The sequence below is a fragment of the Vibrio sp. LB10LO1 genome, assembly GCF_010092875.1.
In the GTDB taxonomy this organism is placed as follows: domain Bacteria; phylum Pseudomonadota; class Gammaproteobacteria; order Enterobacterales; family Vibrionaceae; genus Vibrio; species Vibrio campbellii.
The window spans coordinates 1-21,040 of the sequence record NZ_JAADJW010000041.1 but is presented as its reverse complement, the minus strand read 5'-3'; the positions used below and the strand labels follow the sequence as shown (position 1 = coordinate 21,040).

Genomic DNA, 21,040 nt, shown 5'->3' with positions numbered 1-21,040 from the left:
GTCTTTAGTTATTGAGTGCTAACATATTGATAACTAAGGACGGGAGGAAACATGGCGAAACTAAAGAAAAAGGAATACGAAGAAGCACTAGAACAGCTGCAAATTGAGTTGGTTAAGCTCCAAGAGTGGGTCAAACACAAAGGGCTTAAAGTCGTGGTACTGTTTGAAGGACGCGACGCCGCTGGCAAAGGTGGCACCATCAAACGCATCACTGAAAAACTCAACCCTCGTGTCTGCCGTATCGCGGCTCTTCCTGCCCCAACAGAAAAAGAAAAAACACAATGGTACTTCCAGCGCTACGTGGCACATCTGCCTGCTGCTGGGGAAATCGTGCTGTTTGACCGCAGTTGGTACAACCGCGCTGGCGTAGAGAAAGTCATGGGCTTTTGTACCCCGGAACAATATGAGGAGTTTCTCCGCTCTTGCCCAGAGTTCGAGCGCATGCTGCAACGCTCTGGCATCATCTTAATTAAGTATTGGTTTTCAGTCTCCGATGAAGAGCAAGAAAAGCGCTTTCTGGAGCGCATCAATACCCCTATCAAACGCTGGAAGTTCAGCCCGATGGATTTAGAGTCACGTAATCGCTGGGCGGAATATTCACAAGCAAAAGACAAAATGTTTGCTTACACAGATACAAAAAACTGCCCTTGGTGGGTAGTGCCTTCTGATGATAAAAAGAAAGCACGTTTGAATTGTATCAGCCATCTGCTCAGTCAAGTCGAATACGAAGAACTTGAGCATCCAGTTATCGAATTGCCAGAGCTGAATAAGGAAGGCTACGTCCGAGCACCCATAGACGATCAAACCTTCGTTCCTGATAAATACTAGAGATGTACCATGGCGAAAGACCTGTTTCATACCCTTGACCTAAATCTGCTCAAAACCTTTATGGTTTTGATGCAAGAGAAAAACATGCGTAAAGCTTCTCAGCGCTTGTTTGTCTCTCAACCCGCTATCAGTCAAGCGTTACAAAAGCTACGTAATCACTTCGATGAAGAGCTGTTTGTAAAGGTTAAAACAGGTCTTGAACCAACACCTTTCGCAGAATCTCTCGCCAACGATATTACGCCCCACCTCGATGGTTTAGCGGCAGCGGTTAACCGCTCTCATCAGTTTGATCCTGCCGAAGTGGACAACAAAATTCGAATTGCACTGGCACCAATCACAATGACTTGCTTGCCCGGTTTCCTCTTCGAACAAATGAGAGCGTTAGCCCCTAACGCGCAACTTGAATTAGTCAGTTGGTCAAACAGTACGGTTGATGAAATCTTGAAAGGCGAAACGCTGATAGGGGTCAATTACGAGTTACTTCTAGCAAATAAAGAGATCTACACGCCTAAGCTAATCGATTTAAAGGGACGGATTCTTGTTCGTGAAGGCCACCCAATCAAACAGTCTCACGTAAAACCGCATGACTTGAGTGGCTACCCTATCGCATCTTTGATTTCCCCTGGCTGGAACGACAAATTCAGCTATGCTTCGCAGTTACTGACTGATTTAGGGATCGAGCATACTGTTGGATTTCGTTCTGAGTTAGTCATGGCAATCATAGATGTGGTGAAACATACTGATATGTACCTTCCACACTCCGACTTATTCCCAATAGAGCAATTCCAAGGACTAAGAGCTGTCGATGTCACGATTGATGGACAGCCACAAATGAAGTCTGTCCATGCTCATATACATGTTAGAAATCGAAACAACCCACTTGTAAAATGGCTGGTCGATTTAATTCAACAAGGCCTAGTACAGCAAGCTGACAAGGTCTCTTAACGATAAGCTTTAGTTATCACCCAGATAATGATAGCCATTTAGTCATAAACCTTACTTCTCAATAAGATAGCCCTGCTTTTAAGGGAGTTTAGAAAGAGCGATTGCTTACAGTAAGGATGCTGTTCCTCGTTTACTTATTGAGAGTTCAGACATGATTAAAAAAATTGTAAAGCTTACCGCTGCTAGCACCCTACTTGTTTCTTTTAGTTCAATTGCAGCAGTCGTCCCAGATCGTCCAAACCCTGGCATTCCAACCAACCCAATTCAAGGTGTGCCAGAGCAACCTGTTCTACCTGAAGTTGATAATGGTGTTCCTGGTGTGCCAGATCGTCCACGCCCAGATCAATCACCAACGCCACCAATCGAAGCAGCACCAGAACATCCAACGCTTCCTGAACCAGACAACGGGATTCCTGAAGTCCCAGAGCGTCCAACACCGCAACTGCCATCGAACCCTATTGAAAATAATCCGACGGATGATCGTCTCAACCATTTAGAAGGCTTGGCAGCTGAATACGATTACCGCCTAAACCAACAAGCAGAACAAATGGATGGTATTCGCGCAAGTCTACACGCTGTCACCAACGCTCGTCCTTATGCGACTCATGGTGAACTGGCCATCGGTGCAGGTGTTGGCTTCTCAGGTAGCAAAGAAGCGGTCGCGGTTGGCGGTGCTTACGGCCTAACAGACCAAGTTAGCTTATCAGGCACCTTCCACTACGAATCATCGGGTAAGTACTCTTCCTCTGACGTTGCTGGCGGCGTTGGTGTTCAAATCAGCTTTAAGTAAGCACAAGTTCAGTTAGTAAGTCCATTTGCCAAGGAAGGCATCATTTTAGGTAGACCTATGAAACGCACCCTTTCTCTTATTGCCCTGATTATCGCGCCGCTTTCAGCCCAAGCTTCTGGTGTATTTGTTTCTCCAGAAGTGAAAGTTGGCTCATTTCGCGGTGCTGGTATTCAGCTTGGCACTAATGACGTCGCTGGCTTTGACGCGCTCTATTTTGATTACTCACGAGTGACCTACACCAGTGGAAACTTTGACGAAACTATCGATGCCTATCGCGTTGGTTTTCAACACATGTTTGACCACCAGCCACAAATGGGATTTCAAGCCAGCCTTGGTATAGCCAGTTATGATGGCACTTATAGAGAGGAAAGAAGAGATACAACAGGATTGAGTATCGGTGGTGCTTATGTGTATCAGGTAAATCCGATTCTCTCAGTCAGAGCAGGGGCGGATTTGGATATCTTTAAAGACGACAAAACCCACACGTTTACCGATACGGCCGTCAACTTCTCTGTGGGTTTTGGTCTGCGCTTATAAGGTTACTTCAGTACGTCATCAATGCTTTGATCGCCAAGGTGGCGTACATCTTTCCCTTTCACGAAGTAGATAATGTATTCACAAATGTTCTGGCATCGATCACCTACGCGTTCAATGGCACGCGCTGACCACATCACTTGCAGAATGTGTGGGATGTTTTTCGGATCTTCCATCATGTAAGTCATCAACTGACGAATCACCGCTTCGTATTCAGCATCCAACTTATCATCCAGCTTGTGTACTTCTGCCGCCGCCTCTACGTCCATACGCGCAAACGCATCGAGCACTTGGTGCAGCATTTGGATCGCTTGACGACATAAAGGCTCTAATGAGACTTGGAATTGACGCTCTTGCGATGACGGGCTTTCAATCGCCACGTAGGCAATACGCGTTGCAACATCACCAATGCGCTCAAGATCTGTGATGGTCTTAATGATCGCCATGATTAAGCGTAAGTCTTTTGCCGTAGGCTGACGCTTAGCGATGATGCGAGTACAAGCGTCATCAATCGACACTTCCATCGCATTAACTTTGTGATCATCACGCACAACTTTACGCGCTAGTTCGATGTCTTCTTTGTGCAAGGCTTGAATAGCATACGACAACTGCTGTTCTACCAAGCCTCCCATGGTGAGTACATGGGTACGAATCGATTCTAGCTCTACGTTAAATTGTCCTGAGATGTGACGTCCAAAGTGCATGGCTTTCCTTTAATCCTTGAAAGGTCGCGGCTTAACCGTAACGACCGGTAATGTAATCTTCGGTTTGTTTCTTCATTGGAGAGGTGAAGATCGAATCCGCATCCGAGTATTCAATCAGTTTACCCATATGAATGAATGCGGTGTGGTCACTGACGCGCGCCGCTTGCTGCATGTTATGGGTAACGATAACCACAGTATATTGAGTCTTGAGCTCGTTGATAAGCTCTTCAATAGTTAAAGTTGAGATTGGATCCAAAGCCGATGTTGGTTCATCCAATAATAGTACTTCTGGCTCAATCGCGACGGCGCGCGCAATAACCAAACGCTGCTGCTGACCACCAGAAAGTCCAAATGCGTTTTCATGTAGACGATCTTTTACTTCGTCCCATAATGCCGCAGAACGCAGTGAACGCTCGACCGCATCGTCCAACATGCGACTGTTCTTCACACCTTGTAAACGAAGACCGTAAACCACGTTTTCGTAAATCGACTTGGGGAATGGGTTTGGGCGCTGAAACACCATACCTACTCGGCGGCGCAGTGTTGCCACATCCACACTTGGGTTGTACACATTCTTACCGTGCAAACGTACTTTCCCCGTCACCTTACAACCTTCGACTAAATCGTTCATGCGGTTGATACAGCGCAGCAATGTGGATTTACCACAACCTGACGGTCCGATGAATGCGGTTACGCGCCCTTTCGGGATACGCATGGAGATATCATGCAGCGCCTGAGCCTGACCATAGAAAAGATTAAGGTTCTCGATCGAGATAGCCGTTTGTTCATCCGTCAGGTTATGCACATCCAATGGTGGCTCATAACCTAATGTATTATCAAAGTTAAACATGCTTAATCTTGTCCTAAAGTTCGGTATTTCTCTCGCAGATTATTACGAATACTGATTGCTGTTAAGTTTAGTCCGACAATAACCGTCACGAGTAAGAAGGAAGTCGCGTAAACCAACGGACGCGCAGCTTCGATATTCGAGGTCTGGAATCCAACATCATAAATGTGGAAGCCTAGGTGCATAAACTTTCTGTCTAAATGCACGTAAGGGAATTGCCCATCCACAGGTAAGCTCGAAGCTAACTTCACGACCCCCACCAGCATCAAGGGTGCTACCTCACCCGCAGCGCGAGCAATTGCGAGAATCAAACCAGTGATTATCGCAGGGGTTGCCATAGGCAAAACCACTCGCCAAAGCGTTTCAAACTGTGTTGCCCCCAAGGCTAGCGAACCATGACGAACAGAGCTTGGAATGCGGGTTAAACCTTCTTCTGTGGTAACAATCACCACCGGTAGCGTCAAGACCGCTAGCGTCAATGCAGACCACAACAAGCCCGGCGTACCAAAGGTTGGAGCGGGTAATCGCTCGGCATAAAACAGGTTATCGATTGAGGCACCAATGGTATAAACAAAGAAGCCCAAACCAAATACGCCGTAAACGATAGAAGGAACACCTGCAAGGTTAATCACGGCAATACGGATCACCCGAGTTAGAGCATTATTCTTGGCGTATTCATGCAAATAGATCGCCGCAACCACACCTAATGGCATCACGATGATCGACATGATGATTACCAAGAAAACCGTACCGAAAATCGCGGGGAAAACACCACCTTCTGAGTTCGACTCACGAGGGTCTTCGGATAAGAACTTCCAAACCTGCTTCCCCCAATGGGCAACCTTTTCAGGCAATGACATTTGGTTTGGGTACCAGTAGTCCAAAATGTCTTCTAATGGAATCGAAACTTGAGTCCCAGTCATGTCTTCGACAATCAGCGCATAATCAGAGAAGCCCAAACGCAGTCCATCAAGCTGCATGTCTAGCTTGGCTAACTCTGCTTCAATTTCTGCTTTGCGTTGGCTGTTATTTGCCAAAAACTCTTCAGTGATGGTGTCATTAAGCTCATGCTTGCGCTTGTCTAAGCGAAGCTGTTCTAGCTTCCAACCTAAGTCTTTTACTTGATCATCCACCAGCATATCAATTTCATGGTGCAAGGTTTCTGCATCATCGAGCTTCTGGTCCAAAAGCGCTGGAATGTTGTTTTCATAGCGCGTTTCGCCATCTTGAAAAGCAACAAACTTACCGAAGAAGTAGCCACCGCTGCTGCGTTCAATCACCGCCCATTCACCGGGTGTCGTCGGCTCATCCAACTGCATTTTCAGAACCGAGATAAAGTCAGCTGGATACAACTCACGGTTGGCAATTTTGATGTTCAAACGTGTCGCGAATTCTTCGTCTTCTGCGAGTTTATTCGCCGCTTCTTCTGGTAGGTAACTTCTTGGCACAAAACTGCGCTCGTAAACCTGACCAACCAGAATCGAGTTTTCATGCAGCACTTCGCCCTGCACCGGAGTCAGCGCAGCAACATTCCATTGATAAAGTGGCGCAGGCCAGAAGTAAGTCAGCCCCTTCCAGCCAATCAATAGCAATAAACCGAGGACAGAAAGCAGACTGATGCTTACCGCTCCCCCGGTTAACCAAATCCAAGGTGCGCCAGAACGAATCCAATTTAACACGCTATTACTCGCTCTTTCGTTAACTGATTACAACGCACGATATTTATCTCTCAGTCTTTGACGAACCCATTCCGCCAAGGCGTTCACCGCAAAGGTGAAGACAAACAAAATTAATGCCGATAGGAACAGCAATCGGTAGTGAGAACTGCCCACTTCCGATTCTGGCAATTCAACCGCAATGGTTGCCGACAAGCTACGCAAGCCTTCTAGTACGTTCCAATCCATTAATGGCGTATTACCCGTCGCCATTAATACAATCATGGTTTCGCCCACAGCACGCCCCAGTCCCATCATGATTGCGGAGAAAATCCCCGGACTGGCTGTTAGCAGGACCACATAAATCAGGGTTTGCCATGGCGTCGCACCCAACGCTAATGAGCCATCCGATAAGTGCTTAGGTACAGAGAAAATCGCATCTTCTGCAATGGTGAAAATCGTTGGAATAACCGCAAAGCCCATCGCCAAGCCAACCACCAGCGCGTTACGTTGGTCAAAGCCAATGCCATGGTCAGTCAGGAACAAACGCATGTCCCCACCAAAGAAAGCTTGCTCTAGCATTGGTGATACCCACACACCCAAACCGATCAGTAGCAAAATCAAAGGCATTAAGACCAAAGCATGCCACCCGTTTGGCAGGCGATTACGTATCGGTTGTGGGATCAGTGCCCATAGGCCGCCCATCACCATAGTGCTCAAAGGCAAAACAAACAGCATCACCACAACGGTAATTAGATGGTCTTCCACAATCGGAGCGAACCAGAGCCCGGCAAGGAAACCAATGATAACCGTAGGCAAAGCTTCCATTAACTCGATTGATGGCTTCACCACACGACGCATACGTGGCGACATAAAGTAGGCGGTATAAATTGCGCCTAAAACTGCCAGTGGTACCGAAAACAGCATCGCGAACATCGCCGCTTTGATGGTACCAAACGCAATTGGCACTAAGCTGAACTTCGCTTCAAAATCGTCACTGGCGGAGGTGGATTGCCACACAAATTCGGGCTCTGGGTAACCTTCATACCAAACCTTCTGCCACAAGGAGGACAGAGAGACTTCTGGATATGGGTTATCAACAAATGCAACCGTCAGTTTGTCGTTTTGCCACGTAATCAGATAGCGCTCATTATTCGACATTGCAGCCATCGCTGGCGCTTGTTTATAGGCACGCTTAAACAGTACCAATTTCTCACTGGTGGTGTAGTGGCTTTGCAAAGTACCGTTGGTGTAAAAGCTGTAGAAACCTTTGCGGTGTGAATCGGGAAGTAAATACTTCAGCTCAGACGCCAACTTAAAGTCGCGAATGTGAGTCAAAGTACGTTTGTCGCCCTGCAACGTATCAAACCATTGTGATACACGACCATCGTTATGCGTAACGAGCAAAGAATACGCCCCAGCCAGCAAATCCATCGTTCTCACTGAGTGCTTTTTATCACCCTGAGTCAGATCGATAACCTCGCGCACTGAGAATTTATTGTCACCTTTCACCAAGACAATCAGCTCTGATCCATGTCGCAAATAAAGGTTATTACCATCTGGCGTCAGCAGCATTTGGTCTGGCGCATCAAAACCTGAAGAGAAGGTGTAATCATGGATAACAGGTGATGCATCTAATAGTTGAGGGACTTGCCAACGTGCTTTTAGCACGCCGCTTTGTGTTTGCCAAACAAGGGTTAGAGCTTGTGTGGAAGTACTAAAAACAAATGTCTTAACTGGATCAGATGCATCTGTCAGTTGCATGTCGATTGAGGTTCTAAACGGCACCACTTCTGGTGGACGAGTGTTTTCGCGCAGCGTCGCGTTAAACTCAGGCTTGAAGATGTGCGCTTTACCTTGGTCATCGACTAAACCATACCACCCTAATCCCGGAGCAGACTGAGAAAACGCTACAGGATTATTAGCTATCTGCTGAGTGTAAAGCGCGGGCTTGCTAGAATCATCAAGAGATAGAAAACGAACTTCACCGAATTGGGTTAAAACCAAACCAATTTGAGAGTAGTCATCAACGGAAATTGCGAGTGGCTTCCCGCTTTGGGTTGCACGAGCGGCATAATTGGTTTCGATCTCTGCATCAGAAAACAGAGGAATGATCACCATCGCAAGGTAAACGAAGATCAACACAAGAGCAGCAAGAACGCCTACACCACCTGATGTCACTGCAAAACGAACCAAACGATCTTTGATCAATCGTTTTTTATCTTTTTCCTGCAATGAAAACTCGGCTTGTGCCATTGATCTCTCTACCCTTTTTGACTTAGTACTAGAATATGTCGTTAAGATGACAATTATATTACAGATCACATTAAACAACTGAAAAGAATACAACTCTTATGTAGGCCGTGTTATGAAATAAAACTGTAACGTAAACCTCATAGTGTTCAGGCTCATCTTTTTTATCCCACAGATGAGTGCGGATTTACTTCATTTTAGGCTAGGTAAGGTTATGAGCGCAGAAAAACTCTATATAGAAAAAGAACTTAGTTGGTTGTCTTTCAATGAAAGAGTACTGCAAGAAGCCGCCGATAAAACTGTCCCTTTAATCGAACGTATTCGCTTTCTGGGGATCTTTTCCAATAACTTAGATGAGTTCTACAAGGTACGCTTTGCAGACGTAAAACGTCGGATCTTGATCAGCCAAGAACGAGGTGGAAGCGATAACTCTAAGCACTTGTTAACTAAGATGCAAACCAAAGCATTGAAGCTTAACGAACAATTTGACGAACTGTACGGTGATTTGATCCGCGAGATGGCACGACGCCGCATTTTCTTGGTTAATGAAAACCAACTGGATGACACGCAAAAACGCTGGATCACCAAGTACTTTCGCAAAGAAGTCATGCCACACATCACTCCGCTTTTAATTAAAGATGACATCGATGTGTTGCAGTTTCTTAAAGACGAATACGCCTACATCACCGTTGATCTGCGCAAAGATGATCATTCCCAGTACGCTTTACTCGAAATCCCAACTGACCACCTTCCTCGCTTCGTCATGGTACCGGAGCAAAAAGGCAAGCGCCGCAAAACCATCATTCTGCTCGACAACATCATCCGTTACTGTCTGGATGAGCTGTTTAAAGGCTTCTTCGATTATGACGAGCTAAACGGCTACGCGATGAAGATGACCCGCGATGCCGAATACGATTTACGCCTAGAGATCGAATACAGCTTGCTCGAACAGATGTCTGAAGGGGTAAACCAACGCTTAACTGCTATGCCTGTGCGCTTTGTTTACGAACGTGAAATGCCGCAAGAGATGCTCGATTTCTTGTGCAGTAAACTGCAAATCTCCAACTACGACAGCTTGATTCCCGGTGGTCGTTACCACAACTTTAAAGACTTCATTGGATTCCCAAATGTTGGTCGTGAGTACTTAGAAAACAAGCCCATGCCACCGATGAAGTGTGCCGACTTCGAAGGCTACGCCAACAGTTTCGATGCGATCAAAGCCAAAGACATTTTGCTTTACTACCCTTATCACACCTTCGATCACATCTCTGAACTGGTTCGCCAAGCTTCCTTCGATCCTAAAGTATTGGCAATTAAGATTAATATCTACCGCGTTGCCAAAGATTCGCGCTTGATGAACTCATTAATCGATGCGGTACACAATGGCAAAAGCGTAACTGTGGTGGTGGAACTGCAAGCCCGATTCGATGAAGAAGCCAATATCGAGTGGTCAAAGGTTCTCACCGATGCAGGCGTACACGTTATCTTTGGTGCGCCGGGTTTGAAAATTCACTCAAAACTGCTCCTGATTAGCCGCCGCGAAGAAGGTGAAATCGTACGTTACGCGCATATAGGAACAGGTAACTTCCACGAGAAAACCGCACGTATCTACACCGACTTTGCGCTGCTAACCGCAGATCAGGAAATCACCAATGAAGTTCGTAACGTCTTTGGCTATATCGAGAATCCATATCGCCCAGTCAGGTTTAACCACCTCATCGTTTCACCACGCAATTCGCGTAAACAACTCTACCGTTTGATTGATGGGGAGATTGCCAACGCAAAAGCGGGCAAGAAATCAGCGCTGACGATCAAAGTGAATAACTTGGTCGACAAAGGCATCGTCAATAAACTTTATGGTGCGAGCAATGCCGGGGTGAAAATCAATATGATTATCCGCGGTATGTGTTCACTCGTACCGGGTATTGAAGGCGTGAGCGAGAACATTCGCATCATCAGTATTGTTGACCGATTCCTTGAGCACCCTCGCGTCGTCATCACTCACAATGATGGTGACCCACAAGTTTACATCTCATCGGCGGACTGGATGACACGAAATATCGATCATCGTATTGAAGTTGCAGCTCCAGTTCGTGACCCACGTTTGAAACAACGCATTATTGATATAACTAACATTCACTTTACCGATACAGTAAAGGCTCGTTTGATAGATAAAGAGATGAGCAACAGCTACGTACCGCGAGGTAATCGTAAAAAAGTTCGATCACAAGTTGCCATCTACGACTATCTTAAAAATATAGAGAAACAAACAAGAAAACAAAAAGCAGATGCCTCAGATACTTGAACAAGATGTACGCCATATTGCAGCCATTGACCTTGGGTCGAACAGCTTCCATATGGTGGTGGCGAAAGTTGTTGGAAGTGACCTGCAATTAGTCAGCCGCCATAAACAGCGAGTACGCTTAGCTGCCGGGCTCGATTCAGAATTAAACCTCAGTCACGCCGCGATGGAGCGAGGCCTTGAGTGCCTCGCGATGTTCGCCGAGCGCCTGCAAGGCTTTGAAACGTCAAACGTAAGAATTGCAGCGACTCATACCTTAAGGCGTGCCAACAACGCTCATCTGTTTATCAAACGAGCAAAAAAGGTGCTGCCTTTCCCAATTGAAATCATTCCGGGCGAAGAAGAAGCTCGCCTCATCTATCTCGGCGTCGCGCACACCCAAGCGGAGTCTAACTCCAAGTTAGTTGTCGATATCGGTGGCGGCAGTACCGAGATGATCATTGGTCAAGAGTTTGAGCCAGAGCTTCTCAACAGTAAGCAAATGGGTTGTGTGAGTTTTACCGAACAGTTCTTCAATAATGGCAAACTGTCACGGAAGAACTTCAGCAAAGCAATTCTCGCCGCAGAGCAGCGTATTGAATCCATTGCTGCAAAATACCGCAAGAAAGGTTGGGATATTGCCCTAGGCTCTTCTGGTACGATTAAAGCTATTCGCGAAGTCTTGATTGGTTTAGGTCATGAAGATGGACTGATCACCAACAAGCGTTTGGGTAAGCTCATCGACACATTGTGTGAGTTTGAGTCTATTGATGATATCGAGCTTATTGGTCTGACCGATGAACGCAAGCCAGTCTTTGCCGCAGGTGTAGCCATTTTGGCTGCCATCTTCCAATCACTAAAAATCAACCAGATGTTCTTCTCGGATGGCGCGTTGCGAGAAGGTCTGCTCTACGAGATGGAAGAACGTTTCGCTCGTTCTGATATTCGTATGCGCACCACAGAAAACCTAGCGAAAAAACATCGCGTTGATATCGAACACTCGGCACGCGTAAAAGGTCATGCAAGAGAGATGCTGTGCCATGTTCGTTCTGAACTTGGTATCAAGAAGAAGAGTGAGCTGTTTGATTTACTGGAATGGGCGGCTTTGCTGCATGAAGTCGGCTTGAGTATCAGTCTGCGCGGTTTCCATCGTCACTCATTCTACATTCTGCTGCACTCCAACTTACCGGGCTTTAACCGCGAACAGCAATTGGTATTAGCGACTTTAGCTCGCTTCCAACGTAAGTCCCTCAAGTTGAATGAGTTCCCAGAGTTTAACCTCTACAAAGAGAGTGACATCATCAACTTAATTAAGATTCTGCGTCTAGCCATTGTGGTCAACGGTCAACGCAATGATGACCCGTTGCCAGAGCTGACACTATCGATACAAGAAGATAAGTGGGTACTTACCTGCACAGAAGAAGATTGGCTGGAGAATAACAAACTGCTCGATGCCGATTTGCAGGAAGAACAGCAACGCTGGGAAAGCGCAGGATGGACATTGAGCTTCTAACTATGAACTCAGTTAACTATGAACTCAGTGAGACAAAGAAAAAGGTCGGCTTACAAACCGACCTTTTTTAATTCCTCGGCAGCGAAATCAGCAGTAATCGGAACATAACCGTCTTTCGCAACCAGCGCTTGCCCTTGAGCAGAGAACATAAAGCGAATGAACTCAGCTTCAATTGGGCTTAGCGGATAATCCGGATGTTTATTCACATACACATAGAGGTAACGCGATAGTGGGTACTTACCTGAGATAATATTTTCACGTACTGGGCTAACATAGTCTGTGCCCGTTTTTGCAATTGGGACTAAACGAACACCCGCCACGCGATAACCTACGCCTGAATAACCAACACCGCTAATCGTTGATGCCACAGACTGCACTACTGATGCCGATCCTGGTTGCTCGTTCACACGAGTTTTAAAATCACCACCACACAAGGCATTACTTTTAAAGTAACCGTAGGTACCCGATACCGAGTTACGACCAAACAGCTGCAAGTTACGTTTTGCCCATTCAGCTTTGATGCCTAACTCACGCCAGTTAGTGATGAACTCACTTTCACCGCAGCGCAATGTCGCGGAAAACATCGCGTCCAGCTGATGGAAGTTAAGCCCTTTGATTGGATTATCTTGGTGCACAAAAATACCAATTGCATCAATCGCAACGCGAAGCGCCGTTGGCTTGTAACCATGCACCCGCTCAAATGCTTCGATCTCTCGCATACGCATTGAGCGACTCATTGGCCCGAATTGCGCAGTTTGCTCTGTTAACGCCGGTGGCGCAGTCGATGAGCCAGAAGCTTGTACCTGAGCATTAATGTTCGGGTAGATAGATTTAAATTCTTCTACCCAAAGCGTGGTCATACCCGCTAACGTATCTGAGCCGACAGACAATAAGTTACCGGCTATACCCGTTGTCTTTTGATAATTCGGCAACGGTTCATCTTGTGCAAAAGCCACGCTGGAGAGTACCAGTGTGGCTAGAGTAACTTTCTTGATTACTTTGGATACGACGCTCATTACTTCACCACCAAACGACTTGGTAGAACGAAAGAGAACTTACTGCCAACGCCAACTTCACTGTGGATTTCGAGATGAGAATCATGGTGGCTCAACGCGTGCTTAACGATGGCTAAGCCCAGACCACTGCCGCCGGTATCGCGTGAACGAGCTTTATCGACGCGATAGAAACGCTCCGTCAATCGGTGTAAGTGTTGTGGTTCAATACCGTCACCGCTGTCTTCAACCTCTAGACAAGCACCTTGTGCCGTTTGATACCAACGAACATTAATGTGTGCACCAGGTGGGGTGTATTTCACCGCGTTGTACACCAAGTTGGAGATCGCACTACGCAGTTGGTCATCATCGCCGAGCACGCGCAGACTAGAATCAACATCGAACTTCAACTGATGTTGATCATCGCCACTTAAGCTTACCGCTTCCTTCTCTAGCACTTCTAACATGCTAGGGACATTGACCACATCTTCCAACTCATGCATTGGTGCCGCCTCAATCTTAGACAGCGTCAGAAGCTGATTAACCAAGCTGTTCATGCGGTTGAGCTGCTCTGTCATCACCCCATGCGCTTTCGTCCACATCGGGCCAACAATCATGTCTGGGTCTTCCGTCATCTCAAGATATCCTTGCAGTACCGTCATCGGTGTACGAAGTTCATGAGATACGTTAGCGAAGAAGTTACGACGCATACCTTCAAGCTGCTTAAGCTGGCTCACATCACGCACCACCATCAAGTGCTCCCCCTCGGTGTAAGGCACGATACGCAGTTCCAACATTCGCTCGACATTCAATGGTGAGCGCATTTCTAGCGGCTCTGAGAAGTCTTGTTTATTGATGTACTTAATAAAGTCTGGAGTACGGATGAGGTTAGAAATAGGTTGCCCAGAATCTTCCGGCCAGTGGAAACCCAAAAGGTGTTGTGCGAGCTTGTTACACCATACGATGTTACCTTCAGCACGAAACACCACCACCGCATCCGGCAGCGATTCAGCACCATTTCGGAAACGGCGAATCAAATTGGTAAGCTCTTTGCGCTTACGACGCTGACGTTGTTGCAATCGGTACAAGCCGTTGAATAACGATTCCCAGTTGCCACTACCTGACGGTGGCGTAAGACGCTTTTCATCCCACAACCAAGCCGACAAGCGCACCTGATTATGCAAATGCCATACAAGCTGCAAAGCCGTGGCCGCCAAAAGCAACCACGGCATATAACCGAATATCCAACCTATTATCACCCAAGGGGTGTAAAAAAAAGCCAGCTCCCAGGCCAGCTTTTTCCAAGTCAATCTTTCAACCACTCATTACTCCAGAAATGGTATTGATAAGCTGCTAGCAATGTTATGCCTTCGTCGAGAAACGGTATCCTGCGCCACGAACGGTTTGGATTAGTTTGTCGTGACCTGCTGCTTCAAGTGCTTTACGCAAGCGACGAATGTGTACATCAACGGTACGGTCTTCAACATACACGTTGGTCCCCCAAACGTTGTTTAGCAGTTGTTCACGACTGTAAACGCGCTCTTGGTGCGTCATAAAGAAGTGCAGCATTTTGAACTCAGTTGGTCCCATATCTACTGCTTCATCATTTGCAGTCACGCGGTGAGAAACAGGGTCCAACTTCAGACCTTGTACATCAATCACATCTTCAAGCGCAGTCGGTGTTACGCGACGAATAACGGCTTTAAGACGAGCAACCAACTCTTTTGGTGAGAAAGGTTTGGTGATGTAGTCATCTGCACCAACTTCTAAGCCACGCACTTTGTCTTCTTCTTCACCACGAGCTGTCAACATTACAACAGGAATGTTGCGAGTTAACTCTTCGCGCTTCATGTGTTTGATGAAGTTAATACCACTGCCACCTGGTAGCATCCAGTCTAGTAGCACTAAATCCGGGAAGGGTTCAGCCAGCTTGGTTACCGCAGAGTCGTAATCTTCCGCTTCTACTGCTTGATAACCTTTCTGTTCAAGCACGAAGCATAGCATTTCGCGAATCGGAGCTTCGTCTTCAACAACCAGAATCCTTCTAGACATAATTGAATAACCTTATGTGAGTTGAGCTAATGAATTTAAAGGACAAAGCGCCCCTCTATGCATAAGCATTATTACTACCAATTATGACACTTTTGTGACCTTTGAAAACAAATTTTCATATAAGTTTCTTTTGAGATTCATCATGATCTTTTTCAATTCAATTAGGACAACGCCGGGAAAATTCCCTATGATTAGTCCCTTGTCATCAAGCCTAGAGAAGATTTATGTGGTTTAAAAACTGTCTGGTATACCGCGTTAACCGCGAGGTTAACTTCAACGCCGATCAACTGGAAACTCAACTAGCCGAGTTCCGATTCACCCCTTGTGGCAGCCAAGATAAGCAAAAGTTTGGTTGGGTTAGCGCGATGGGTAGAAATGGCGACATGATGACGCACGTTTCTGAAAACCGCATTCTGATTTGCGCTAAGAAAGAAGAGAAAATGCTGCCAGCTTCAGTGATCAAAGATTCACTAAACGCGAAAGTAGAAGCAATGGAAGCACAAGAAGGTCGTCCTCTTAAAAAGAAAGAGAAAGACAATCTGAAAGATGACATCGTAATGGATCTGCTGCCTCGTGCATTCAGCCGTAGCAGCCACACTTACGTACTGATCATGCCAAAAGAAGGTTTCATCCTTGTTGATGCAAGCAGCTACAAAAAAGCAGAAGACGTGTTAGCGCTATTACGTAAGACAATGGGTAGCCTACCTGTTGTACCAGCAATCCCAGAAGTTGCGATCGAAACGACGCTAACGGAATGGGTGAAAACCGGTGATACGCCACAAGGCATCACAATGATGGACGAAGCTGAGCTTAAGTCTGTGCTAGAAGAAGGCGGCGTGATTCGTTGTAAGAAGCAAGAGCTTACAACCGATGAAATCCGCAACCACATTGCTGCAGATAAAGTGGTGACTAAGCTAGCACTGAACTGGCAAGATCGTATCGAATTCATCATGGCAGAAGATTCTGGCATCAAACGCCTGAAGTTCTCTGATGAACTAAAAGACCAAAACGATGATATCCCACGCGAAGATCAGGCTGCTCGCTTCGACGCAGACTTCTCTCTAATGTGTGGCGAGTTCAGCGCTTTCCTACCAAATCTATACGAAGCATTGGGCGGTCTGCCAAACCCTAACGCTTAATTTCGTACAAATATTAACCATAACGCCCTCACTTTTTTTGAGGGCGTTTGTTTATCTAAACTATAATTCTCCTAGTCACAGGTCACATTTTGACGTAAAATTTGCGCCCCATTTCCATGAGGTGGAATTGGCCTGACTTGTGATCAGATATTAAGAGAATTGAGCAATGACAACAGAGAAAGCATTCGTACCAGAGCTACTATCTCCAGCAGGTAGCCTTAAAAACATGCGTTACGCATTCGCCTACGGCGCAGATGCAGTATACGCTGGTCAACCTCGCTACAGCCTTCGCGTACGTAACAACGAGTTCAACCACGAAAACCTACAAATCGGTATCAACGAAGCGCATGCCCTAGGCAAAAAGCTTTACGTGGTATGTAACATTCAACCGCACAACTCTAAGCTTAAAACTTTCATCCGTGACCTTAAGCCTGTGGTAGAAATGGGCCCAGACGCACTTATCATGTCTGATCCAGGTCTTATCATGATGGTTCGCGAAGCGTTCCCAGAAATGCCAATTCACCTGTCTGTACAGGCGAACGCAGTAAACTGGGCAACAGTGAAATTCTGGGCTGCTAACGGTGTTGAGCGTGTGATCGTTTCTCGTGAGCTTTCTCTAGAAGAAATCGAAGAAATTCGCGAGCATTGTCCTGAAACTGAATTAGAAGTTTTCGTTCACGGTGCTCTATGCATGGCTTACTCTGGTCGCTGCCTACTGTCCGGTTACATCAACAAGCGTGACCCTAACCAAGGTACTTGCACTAACGCATGTCGTTGGGAATATAAAGTTGAAGAAGGCAAAGAAAACGACACTGGCGATATCGTAGAAAAATTTGACCCAACGGAAGCTCAAGCAATTGAAGTCGCTGACGAGCGTCCTGAGACAACCATCGGTCGCGGCAAACCAACCGATGAAGTCGTTCTGCTTTCTGAAGCGCACCGTCCAGAAGAGAAGATGGCAGCTTACGAAGATGAGCACGGCACTTACATCATGAACTCGAAAGACCTGCGTGCAATCCAACACGTGGAACGTCTAACTAAGATGGGTGTTCACTCATTGAAGATCGAAGGTCGTACTAAGTCATTCTACTACTGTGCTCGTACTGCTCAGGTTTACCGCAAAGCGATTGACGACGCAGTTGCTGGTCGTCCATTTGATGAAAGCCTAATGGGTACGCTAGAAAGCCTAGCTCACCGTGGCTACACAGAAGGTTTCCTACGTCGCCATACTCACGACAGCTACCAAAACTATGATTACGGTTACTCTGTATCTGATGCTCAGCAATTCGTTGGTGAATTCACTGGCAAACGTCGTGGTGACATGGCGGAAGTTGAGGTGAAGAACAAATTCATCGTTGGTGACAGCCTTGAGCTAATGACACCAAAAGGCAACGTAATCTTCACGCTAGAAGCGATGGAAAACCGTAAGTCAGAATCAATTGAAGACGCAAAAGGTAACGGCCACTTCGTATTTATCCCAGTTCCAGAAGACATGGATCTAGAATACGGCCTGTTGATGCGTAACTTAAATGCAGGTCAGGATACCCGTAACCCAACTGGTAAGTAATCATGGCACTACTTATTACCGATAAGTGCATCAACTGTGACATGTGTGACCCAGAGTGCCCTAACGGTGCTATTACTATGGGTGACAGCATTTTCGAGATTGACCCAGCACTCTGTACTGAGTGCAAAGGCCACTACGAGAAGCCAACATGCCAGTCAGTGTGTCCTATTACAAAATGCATTATTACCGACCCTAATCATGTTGAAACTGAAGAGCAATTGCTAGAGAAGTTTGTGATTATTCAAGGGTTAGCGTAATCAAAAAGGGTTCAACTTTGTAGCCAAAGTTGAACCTTTTTTTTAACCCGATTTTTCGATAGGAATGATGTTGCAAAACAGTTCTTTTTCGAAATGATACTCTAACTTTTCGCGCCAGTTTTCAGCTTGAGATACCGGTATCAAATAAAAATTTTCACGGCTCGTATCAGTAACGAAAGCTATTCCGTATTGCATCAGTTCGTAATGCACATCATTAACAAAACCTGGATCAAGGCGCTGACGCCCTGTCAGGTGATTAACATCCTCTCGAGTCAAATAGACCCCTTTAGTATCACTGCTAAATCTGTGTCTTAACCACTCTGCAAATTCTTTTGCACAAATCATAGTCATGGTTTTGTCCTTGATTAACTCTTTGGTGGGGAGACCACCTCCTTTCCCACCTTAATACAGTAGTCTGCGTTGTCGTTTGTCCTTCACCAACCAACAGACATATTGCTAAGAAATCAGAGAATCGCGACGAAAAGATCTTTCTTGAAATTAAAGTTGCGAGTAACGAAAGCGAACGCAACCTTTTGTTTATGTTAGATTTCTATAATATGCCACCAAAACTAATCAGGTTAGTTTTTGTACTGGTATTATTCACTGTAGACAAAAGAATGATCTTTCTCCAGTTTCATAAAAAGAACTGGAAAAGACATATGGATAGATTAATGAGGGGCAAAGGTCTTTAGTTCTTAGTGATCAACGATTGACACTGTGCTGGTATCACCTTTTGTTTTTTCGGCTTTGGTGTCACTTTAGGCTTGTTCTTCGCCACTGGAGGCGGCGTCGCTTTAGGTTTCCAACTAGCCAATTCAGCACCACAGCCATCACCCACAGGAGGAGGTGCTTGGTTTACACAATTAGAGCTCGACTCAGGGCAAGTTAACCTGACATGAAAATGGTAGTGGTGTCCCCACCACGGACGCACCTTACGCAACCAAGCTCGGTCATTCTCTCCTTCCTGCTTACATAGCTGTTCCTTAATCACTGGATGAACAAAGATACGAGCCACGTCCTCACTTTGTGCCGCACTACGAATAAGCTCAAAATGCCGAACCTCCCAGCGATGCTCTAGGATCTTGTATTTCTTGAGATCCACGACACTCATTGGCGTAGGAAGTTGAAGCTCATTATAGGAAAGTGGTTGATCAGCCAAACGCAGCCAAATATCAATGTCTAATCCCGTTTGATGGCTAGAATGGCCAGAAGAGAAGCGTCCGCCTCTTGCCAGTGACAAATCACCAATAAGTAGCGTTGTATTCAGATCTTGGTTTGCTTTCAGCGCTAATTCTTCAACGAAATTTATTGTATGGGGGTGCCCATAGTAACGTTTCGTTTTACTTCGTAGTACCTGATAACCAATACCATAAAGAGGGAGAGGAGAAGCGCCATCTAAGCAGCCATTTGCATAACTGCCAATAGAAGAAGAAATGTTTTTTGTGGGACCAGAGACCTGCTCCCACGGGGATGCATAGAGTGAAGCTGAGAATAAAAAACTTAAACAAAAAGAAAGACTCAGCTTCATCACGCTCATTCCTTAGTAGTGCTCACCATTATCATAGTAGCCTTTAGGAGAGAGTGCAGAGAAAATTACCGCAACGTCGATATCTTCACCTACGATGCCACGTACTTGCTTAGTAATTGCTTTGGCAACTTCGTCCTGAGTATCTTGTCCACGGTCAAACCACAACACCTCAACAAAAGGATAAGCGCTGCTTACTTCACCTTCACTGAAAAAAGTGGTGTAAATGTACTCAAACGTGAAATCTTCACGAGGGCAGTCCATTAATGGCTGCAATTCATCAGTAAGAGGTTTTGACAGTGCTTGAACCGTTTGAGGTTCTACCGCTCTAAATCGAAGATGTGGCATAGACTTGCTTCCTAATTATTAGAATTCAGCGCCGATAATAACAGGAAGTCACCTTCTAATCACGTTGAGCGCTAGCTATCCGCCACAAAACTGGAGGATACCGTAAAGCCATAGCGGTGATTCGAAAGCTTCGTCCCAACACTGCTATTTTGGTATTAGGGGGATCCGCTACTCTTTTAACTAGGTTGATGCTCTTTTCTTCAGACGTAAAAGCCCCAGCATTTCTGCTGGGGGCTTTAGAAAATGGCAGGGGTGGTTTGGACCAGCACTCTTGAGATTCGATAAGACTTGCAACCAAGCGGGTTGACGCTCCAGCCGTCCAACTAGATTAGTACTCTTTTCTTCAAATACGAAAAAGGCTCTAGCATTTCTGCTAGAGCCTTGAATATGGCAGGGGTGGAGAGATTCGAACTCCCAACACGCGGATTTGGAATCCGCTGCTCTGCCAATTGGAGCTACACCCCTGTAGTTCGTGTTTAATGAGACGACTCTCGAATAAGTGGCGGAGCGGACGGGACTCGAACCCGCGACCCCCGGCGTGACAGGCCGGTATTCTAACCAACTGAACTACCGCTCCGCACTGGTTAGACATTTAAGTCTAAATTTAAAGCCTGGCGATGTCCTACTCTCACATGGGGAAGCCCCACACTACCATCGGCGCTAATTCGTTTCACTTCTGAGTTCGGAATGGAAGTCAGGTGGGTCCAAATCGCTATGGTCGCCAAGCAAATTCTTTAATCTGGAAAGCTGTTTTCAGTTCTTACACATTCAATTCGTTCTTGCTTTGAGTCCATCAAAACCCCTTGGGTG

At 46.1% G+C, this 21,040-nt stretch carries 19 protein-coding genes, 2 tRNA genes and 1 rRNA gene; 9 read left to right on the top strand and 13 right to left on the bottom strand.

What is annotated here, in order from left to right:
- Nucleotides 1–51 precede the first annotated feature (51 nt).
- From ppk2 to GXP65_RS21625, 4 genes are all read left to right on the top strand, one after another.
- Nucleotides 52–828 carry a polyphosphate kinase 2 gene (gene ppk2 / locus GXP65_RS21640; protein WP_005424773.1) on the top strand — a complete coding sequence of 259 codons (777 nt, stop codon included), beginning with the start codon at nt 52–54 and terminating at the stop codon, nt 826–828.
- A 9-nt stretch (nt 829–837) separates the two neighbouring features.
- The gene (locus tag GXP65_RS21635) at nt 838–1,773 is read left to right on the top strand and encodes a LysR family transcriptional regulator (protein WP_005424822.1); all 936 of its coding nucleotides are present in this window, start codon (nt 838–840) and stop codon (nt 1,771–1,773) included.
- A gap of 151 nt (nt 1,774–1,924) precedes the next feature.
- Nucleotides 1,925–2,563, top strand: coding sequence for a YadA C-terminal domain-containing protein (locus GXP65_RS21630; protein ID WP_005424795.1), 639 nt, complete (start codon nt 1,925–1,927; stop codon nt 2,561–2,563).
- A gap of 57 nt (nt 2,564–2,620) precedes the next feature.
- Entirely contained in the window at nt 2,621–3,100 is a 480-nt protein-coding gene (locus GXP65_RS21625; protein WP_038890715.1) for a hypothetical protein, read from the top strand.
- A 2-nt stretch (nt 3,101–3,102) separates the two neighbouring features.
- On the opposite strand, the gene phoU is transcribed toward GXP65_RS21625, so the two are convergent.
- The 4 genes from phoU to GXP65_RS21605 are packed head-to-tail and all read right to left on the bottom strand — an operon-like array spanning nt 3,103 to nt 8,559.
- On the bottom strand, nt 3,103–3,801 hold the full coding sequence (phoU, locus tag GXP65_RS21620) for a phosphate signaling complex protein PhoU (RefSeq protein ID WP_005424791.1): 699 nt from the start codon (nt 3,799–3,801) through the stop codon (nt 3,103–3,105).
- Nucleotides 3,802–3,832: 31 nt separating this feature from the next.
- The gene (pstB, locus tag GXP65_RS21615; protein ID WP_005424834.1) at nt 3,833–4,651 is read right to left on the bottom strand and encodes a phosphate ABC transporter ATP-binding protein PstB; all 819 of its coding nucleotides are present in this window, start codon (nt 4,649–4,651) and stop codon (nt 3,833–3,835) included.
- A 2-nt stretch (nt 4,652–4,653) separates the two neighbouring features.
- Nucleotides 4,654–6,327: a phosphate ABC transporter permease PstA gene (pstA, locus tag GXP65_RS21610; protein WP_162093704.1), complete on the bottom strand. Its 1,674-nt coding sequence runs from the start codon at nt 6,325–6,327 to the stop codon at nt 4,654–4,656.
- Between the two features lie 27 nt (nt 6,328–6,354).
- On the bottom strand, nt 6,355–8,559 hold the full coding sequence (locus tag GXP65_RS21605; RefSeq protein ID WP_162093703.1) for an ABC transporter permease subunit: 2,205 nt from the start codon (nt 8,557–8,559) through the stop codon (nt 6,355–6,357).
- A gap of 211 nt (nt 8,560–8,770) precedes the next feature.
- Between GXP65_RS21605 and ppk1 the strand changes: the two genes are divergently transcribed.
- Together ppk1 and ppx are read left to right on the top strand one after the other, a co-directional pair.
- Nucleotides 8,771–10,861 carry a polyphosphate kinase 1 gene (ppk1, locus tag GXP65_RS21600; RefSeq protein ID WP_162093702.1) on the top strand — a complete coding sequence of 697 codons (2,091 nt, stop codon included), beginning with the start codon at nt 8,771–8,773 and terminating at the stop codon, nt 10,859–10,861.
- Nucleotides 10,845–12,350 (top strand): exopolyphosphatase, encoded by a 1,506-nt coding sequence (ppx, locus tag GXP65_RS21595; RefSeq protein WP_162093701.1) that lies wholly within the window; start codon nt 10,845–10,847, stop codon nt 12,348–12,350. The genes ppk1 and ppx overlap by 17 nt, the downstream gene beginning before the upstream one ends.
- A 50-nt stretch (nt 12,351–12,400) precedes the next feature.
- Here the strand turns inward: ppx and GXP65_RS21590 are convergent, their stop codons facing one another.
- The 3 genes from GXP65_RS21590 to phoB are packed head-to-tail and all read right to left on the bottom strand — an operon-like array spanning nt 12,401 to nt 15,394.
- Entirely contained in the window at nt 12,401–13,366 is a 966-nt protein-coding gene (locus GXP65_RS21590) for a phosphate ABC transporter substrate-binding protein PstS family protein (protein WP_038896020.1), read from the bottom strand.
- Nucleotides 13,366–14,664, bottom strand: a complete 1,299-nt coding sequence (gene phoR, locus GXP65_RS21585; protein WP_038885644.1) for a phosphate regulon sensor histidine kinase PhoR — start codon at nt 14,662–14,664, stop codon at nt 13,366–13,368. The genes GXP65_RS21590 and phoR overlap by 1 nt, the downstream gene beginning before the upstream one ends.
- Before the next feature lie 40 nt (nt 14,665–14,704).
- A complete protein-coding gene (gene phoB / locus GXP65_RS21580) occupies nt 14,705–15,394 on the bottom strand; it encodes a phosphate regulon transcriptional regulator PhoB (RefSeq protein ID WP_005424836.1) in 690 nt (229 codons plus the stop codon).
- Nucleotides 15,395–15,618: 224 nt separating this feature from the next.
- Between phoB and rdgC the strand changes: the two genes are divergently transcribed.
- The 3 genes from rdgC to GXP65_RS21565 all read left to right on the top strand — a co-directional run bounded on the left by rdgC (nt 15,619) and on the right by GXP65_RS21565 (nt 18,357).
- Nucleotides 15,619–16,533 (top strand): recombination-associated protein RdgC, encoded by a 915-nt coding sequence (rdgC, locus tag GXP65_RS21575; RefSeq protein ID WP_005445276.1) that lies wholly within the window; start codon nt 15,619–15,621, stop codon nt 16,531–16,533.
- Between the two features lie 166 nt (nt 16,534–16,699).
- The gene (yegQ, locus tag GXP65_RS21570; protein WP_005424818.1) at nt 16,700–18,100 is read left to right on the top strand and encodes a tRNA 5-hydroxyuridine modification protein YegQ; all 1,401 of its coding nucleotides are present in this window, start codon (nt 16,700–16,702) and stop codon (nt 18,098–18,100) included.
- Nucleotides 18,101–18,102: 2 nt separating this feature from the next.
- Entirely contained in the window at nt 18,103–18,357 is a 255-nt protein-coding gene (locus tag GXP65_RS21565) for a YfhL family 4Fe-4S dicluster ferredoxin (RefSeq protein ID WP_005445273.1), read from the top strand.
- A 42-nt stretch (nt 18,358–18,399) separates the two neighbouring features.
- Here GXP65_RS21565 and GXP65_RS21560 read toward each other — a convergent pair whose 3' ends face one another.
- The 6 genes from GXP65_RS21560 to rrf all read right to left on the bottom strand — a co-directional run bounded on the left by GXP65_RS21560 (nt 18,400) and on the right by rrf (nt 20,956).
- Nucleotides 18,400–18,708 carry a hypothetical protein gene (locus GXP65_RS21560; protein ID WP_005424765.1) on the bottom strand — a complete coding sequence of 103 codons (309 nt, stop codon included), beginning with the start codon at nt 18,706–18,708 and terminating at the stop codon, nt 18,400–18,402.
- Between the two features lie 337 nt (nt 18,709–19,045).
- Nucleotides 19,046–19,885 carry a penicillin-insensitive murein endopeptidase gene (gene mepA / locus GXP65_RS21555; protein ID WP_162093712.1) on the bottom strand — a complete coding sequence of 280 codons (840 nt, stop codon included), beginning with the start codon at nt 19,883–19,885 and terminating at the stop codon, nt 19,046–19,048.
- A 12-nt stretch (nt 19,886–19,897) separates the two neighbouring features.
- The gene (locus GXP65_RS21550; RefSeq protein ID WP_005424824.1) at nt 19,898–20,230 is read right to left on the bottom strand and encodes a DUF1904 domain-containing protein; all 333 of its coding nucleotides are present in this window, start codon (nt 20,228–20,230) and stop codon (nt 19,898–19,900) included.
- Nucleotides 20,231–20,618: 388 nt separating this feature from the next.
- Nucleotides 20,619–20,695: transfer RNA gene (locus GXP65_RS21545), tRNA-Trp, on the bottom strand.
- Between the two features lie 35 nt (nt 20,696–20,730).
- Nucleotides 20,731–20,807: transfer RNA gene (locus tag GXP65_RS21540), tRNA-Asp, on the bottom strand.
- A 32-nt stretch (nt 20,808–20,839) separates the two neighbouring features.
- A 5S ribosomal RNA gene (gene rrf / locus GXP65_RS21535) occupies nt 20,840–20,956 on the bottom strand.
- Between the last annotated feature and the right edge of the window lie 84 nt (nt 20,957–21,040).